The following is a 277-nucleotide window of genomic DNA, read 5'->3' on the forward strand; positions in this document are numbered from 1 at the left end:
CACAGCTCGCGGCCGCGCCGGTCGGCGTGGCTGCGGTGGACGATGATCGACAGCGCATCGACCTTGTCGCCGTTGATCAGCGTGTCCACGCGCACGAACGGGCCTTCCTGGAAACGCAGGAAGTGGTAGTCCAGCGAGGCGTAGCCGCGGCTGACCGACTTGAGCTTGTCGAAGAAGTCCAGCACCACCTCGGCCATCGGCAGCTCGTAGCTGATCTGCACCTGGCTCGCCATATAGGTGATGCCGATCTGCACGCCGCGCTTTTCCTCGCACAGCT

At 64.3% G+C, this 277-nt stretch carries 1 protein-coding gene; it reads right to left on the reverse strand.

What is annotated here, in order from left to right; translation table 11 throughout:
• On the reverse strand, positions 1-277 hold a 277-nt coding region (locus HKX41_11300; GenBank protein ID NNC24717.1), incomplete at both ends, for an elongation factor 4.

Source organism: Salifodinibacter halophilus (assembly GCA_012999515.1).
Lineage (GTDB): Bacteria > Pseudomonadota > Gammaproteobacteria > Nevskiales > Salinisphaeraceae > Salifodinibacter > Salifodinibacter halophilus.